4 protein-coding genes are annotated in these 3891 nt (G+C 65.9%); 1 reads left to right on the forward strand and 3 read right to left on the reverse strand.

All coding sequences use genetic code 11. The features are described 5' to 3' along the window. The 3 genes from ACE3UY_RS22350 to ACE3UY_RS22360 form a co-directional block, all read right to left on the reverse strand. A partial coding sequence (locus tag ACE3UY_RS22350) for a PLP-dependent cysteine synthase family protein (RefSeq protein ID WP_374689680.1) occupies positions 1-794 on the reverse strand: 794 nt, incomplete at its 3' end. 406 nt (positions 795-1200) lie between these two features. Continuing rightward, positions 1201-1833 carry a hypothetical protein gene (locus tag ACE3UY_RS22355; RefSeq protein ID WP_374689681.1) on the reverse strand — a complete coding sequence of 211 codons (633 nt, stop codon included), beginning with the start codon at positions 1831-1833 and terminating at the stop codon, positions 1201-1203. 117 nt (positions 1834-1950) lie between these two features. Next, complete coding sequence (locus tag ACE3UY_RS22360) at positions 1951-2706, reverse strand: lysoplasmalogenase family protein (RefSeq protein ID WP_374689682.1); 756 nt, start codon at positions 2704-2706, stop codon at positions 1951-1953. A 102-nt stretch (positions 2707-2808) separates the two neighbouring features. Here ACE3UY_RS22360 and ACE3UY_RS22365 point away from each other — a divergent pair. Further along, a partial coding sequence (locus tag ACE3UY_RS22365) for a helix-hairpin-helix domain-containing protein (protein WP_374689683.1) occupies positions 2809-3891 on the forward strand: 1083 nt, incomplete at its 3' end.

Below are 3891 nucleotides of genomic sequence, written 5' to 3' on the forward strand. Positions count from 1 at the left end.
AAGCGGGCCATGGCGTGGGCGTCCTCGGTGCGGACGGTTCGCTCCTCGTCGGCCAGGCCCTCGTCGTAGATGCCCGGCACGATGGCCGTCGCCATGTGCTTCCAGCCCTCCAGGCCGTTGAACGGGCTGTCCGGCTGGGCGGAAACGCAGATGACGCCGGGATTCAGCTCGCGCAGCCGGCGCGTCACGCCGGTGAACGTGCCGCTGGTTCCCAGACCGGCCACGAAATGGGTGATCTCTCCATCGGTCTGACGCCAAATCTCCTCGGCCGTGGTCAGGTAGTGGGCCTGCCAGTTGGCCGGGTTGTTGTACTGGTCGGCGTAATAGACAGTCGGGTCGTTGGCGGCGAGGCGACGCGCCTCCATAATGGCCCCATCGCTCCCTTCCAGCGGGTCGGTCAGGATGAGTTCGGCCCCATAGGCGCGCAGGATGGACAGCCGCTCCGGGCTGACGTTCTCCGGCACGGTCAGCCGGACGCGATAGCCGCGCGCCGCGCCCAGCATGGCGTAGGCGATGCCGGTGTTGCCCGACGTGGCGTCGAGCAGGGTCATACCCGGCCGCAGCACGCCCTGCCACTCGGCGGTGCGGATGATGTTCAGCGCGGCGCGATCCTTGACCGAGCCGCCGGGGTTGTACCACTCCGCCTTCGCCAACAGGCTGACGCGCGGCGAGAGGCCGGCGGCGATCGCGGTGCGATCCAGCCGCAGAAGGGGCGTATTGCCGATCAGGTCTTCCAGGTGGGCAGGAGCGTCGGAGTGTATGGCAGATGAAAGGTATTCTTTTGTCGCAAGCATCGTATCAGGTGTCCTTGTCTCAGGTCGTCGCCCGTGGGCGTTGGCCCATCCGCGGCGGATAGGCACGAAAAAACGGTCGCAGCCTCCCTGGGGAGCGCGTGTAACGGGTCGTTACGCGCGAGGGTCGCCGCCACCGCCTTGTTGGAGCTGTGCCATCACAGCCAACGGCCTGATCTCAGGTAAGCGGTGGTCGGTTACCCCCGCTTAAGACACCTGCAATGTTGCCACATAAGAACTAACCTGCTCAATTTTTATCAAAAAGGTGACAAAATTCTTCCGATGTGTGGAAGTATAGCAAGCAGGCGAGGGATGTCAAGAGGAAAATGGTTAGAGGTGGACTATAGTCCGCTTCTTTGGCAGTAGACCTGACAGGTTTTCTGAAACCTGTCAGGTCTTACTCATGGCGCTAAACATCGAGTTCTTCGCCGGCGTCGAGCGCGCCCTGGGCGGCGGCCAGTTTGGCCAGGCCCTCGGCGATCATCTCCTCGCCGGCCAGGGCCATCGCCTCGCTGTTGGCCGTGGCCGCCTCGGCCAGCCCCAGCCGCGCCTGACCTTCGGCCACTTCCTGCTCCCCTAGCGCGGCCACGCGGTCGCCGGCCTCGTTCAGGGTGTGGCTCAGCGCCCGCAGCGCGCCATAGCGCAGGATGTTCTCCACCGACAGCTCGCGCAGGCGCTGGCTGCGGTCGAGCAGGAACTCCGACACCGTCTCCATCTCCAACGTCGCCATCACGTCGCTGAGCACAGCCAGTTCGCCGGAGATGGCGCCGATCTCCATGGCGTCCTCCAGGTCTTCCTCGTTCAGCGAAGCGACGACGGCGCTCATGTCAGCCACATCCTCCGAGGCGGACAGCATGTCGGCCCCCTGCATGATGTCGTTCACGCCCGCGGCCGACTCCAGCTCGCCGTGATGCGCCCGCCGCCGGGCGATGTAGAGCGCGTCCTCGCCGCGCGTCAGTTGGTTGGAAACGTAGGCGGCGGTCATGGCCGCGTCCACCATCTCAGGGTCGGGGGGAATCAAAGGCTCCTGGGTGTCGTTCATGGGTCTCTCCTGTATCTTGTGGGCTGGCCGTCATTATAGCACGCCGATGGCGCAGATTTCACCGCTGATTCCGCCGATCTTATCAGCGAAAATCAGCGCCCAATCAGCGTCCCATTCTTATCCTGTCACATAAGCCAAAACCGCGCCGACGGAGTAGACGATAAGCATCTGCGCCGGCCCATAGGTGAGCCAGATGACGTCGCCGATGAGTGGGAAGGTTAAGCCGCTGAACATGTCGCCGGCCAGGATGAGATCGCTGAGCAGGAACAGCGCCGCGCCGAGGGCCAGGGGGACAAAGCGGCCATCTTGCAGCGCCAGCCCCGCGGCCAGCCCGGCCGTCGTCGCCAGCAGCAGGGCGTAGGGCAGGGCGATCCAGTGCACGACGCCCGGCTCCCCGCCGCCGGCCAGCGCGCCGCGATAGACGACCAGATACCAGCCCACCAGGCCAATGAGTAGAGCCACAGCCAGCGCCCCCCACCGCGCCCCCGGCGCGACCAGGCCGGACGCCGCGGCGAAGCGCAGCAGGGCGGCGATGTAGAAGACGTGGCCGACGCCGAAGGAAGCGATGCCGGCCAGGACGTTCCGGCCGCCGGGCAACTGCCCGGCCAGGAACAAATCGCCCAGGAGGCCGAAGGTCATCCCGGCCGCCACCAGCAGCGCATAGCCGGCGGCCGGCGTGCCGCGGCTGAAGAAGTACCAGCTGAACGCGGCCACAACCAGGGTGGCCGATGAGGCCATGCGCGTCCACGTCGGCATGCGGCGCGACGCCTCGGCCGGGCCGAAGAGGAAGCCGCCGAAGAGCAGGGCCGCCCAGAGGATGAGCAGGCCGATCAGCCACATACGTTGCCAGGGAAGAGCGAGGGGAAGCGCCATGGGTTTGTCTCCTGTTGAGTGCAATGTTCCGGATGCGTCAGTCTGAGAGGAGTTTTACCGCGTATCGAAGTGATTGGCGAAATGGGATAGAATCCGCCGGCGATGGAAGGCTCGCAACAGCTCACCGGCTCGGTGGAACGCATCACCTACTATAACGACGAGAACGGCTATACCGTCCTGCGGTTACGGCCGGACAGCCGGGGCATGCTGCCCTACGCCCACGGTGAGCCGCTAGCGACGGTCGTTGGCAACCTGCCCGAACTCAACCCCGGCGAGTGGCTGCGACTGAGCGGACAATGGCTCAACCACCCCAAACACGGCCGGCAATTCCAGGTGGAGGTGTGCGAGCAGTCCGTCCCGGCCACGGCTGAGGGCATCAAGCGCTATCTCGGCTCGGGCATGGTGCGCGGCGTGGGCAAGGTGATGGCCGAGCGCATCGTCAATCGCTTCGGCGCGGAGACGCTGGACGTGATCGACGAGCGGCCGGAACGGCTGCACGAGGTGCTGGGCATCGGCGAAAAGCGCGTGGACAGCATCATCAAGTCGTGGCAGCAACAGCGGGCCATCAAGGACGTGATGGTCTTCCTGCACAGCCACGGCGTCGCCACCCACCTGGCGGTGAAAATCTACAAGCAGTACGGCGATCAATCGCTGGCGGTCGTCCAGGCCACCCCTTACCGGCTGGTGCAGGACGTGCACGGCATCGGCTTCAAGACGGCCGACAAGATCGCCCAGGCGCTCGGCCTGGCCGCCGACGACCCACAGCGCATCGAGGCGGGCATCGCCTACACGCTCAACCGCATGGCCGACGACGGCCACGTCTACGCCCCGCAGGGCGAACTGGAGCCGGCGGCGGCCGACATCCTGCAAGTGCCGCAGGAGCGCGTGTCCACCGTGCTGCAGGCGCTGGAGCATAGCGATTTCGTCCGGCGCGAGACGCTGACCTACGAGACGGTCGAGGAGCGCAACGGGACGAAGACGGTCAAGGAGGAGCAGGCCGTCTACCTACCCGCGCTCTACTTCTCCGAGACGGGGCTGACGCGACAGGTGAGGCGGTTGGTGGAGCATCGGACGAGCCGGCTGAGGGGAATGAGGAGCGACAGGCAGGGGAGCGGGGGAGCAGGGGAGCACGGGGGAATTGCGCTGACGGCGCAGCAGCGGCAGGCGATTGACGCGACGTTAGCC

This window comes from Promineifilum sp. (SeqCode) (assembly GCF_041918635.1).
In the GTDB taxonomy this organism is placed as follows: Bacteria; Chloroflexota; Anaerolineae; order Promineifilales; family Promineifilaceae; genus Promineifilum.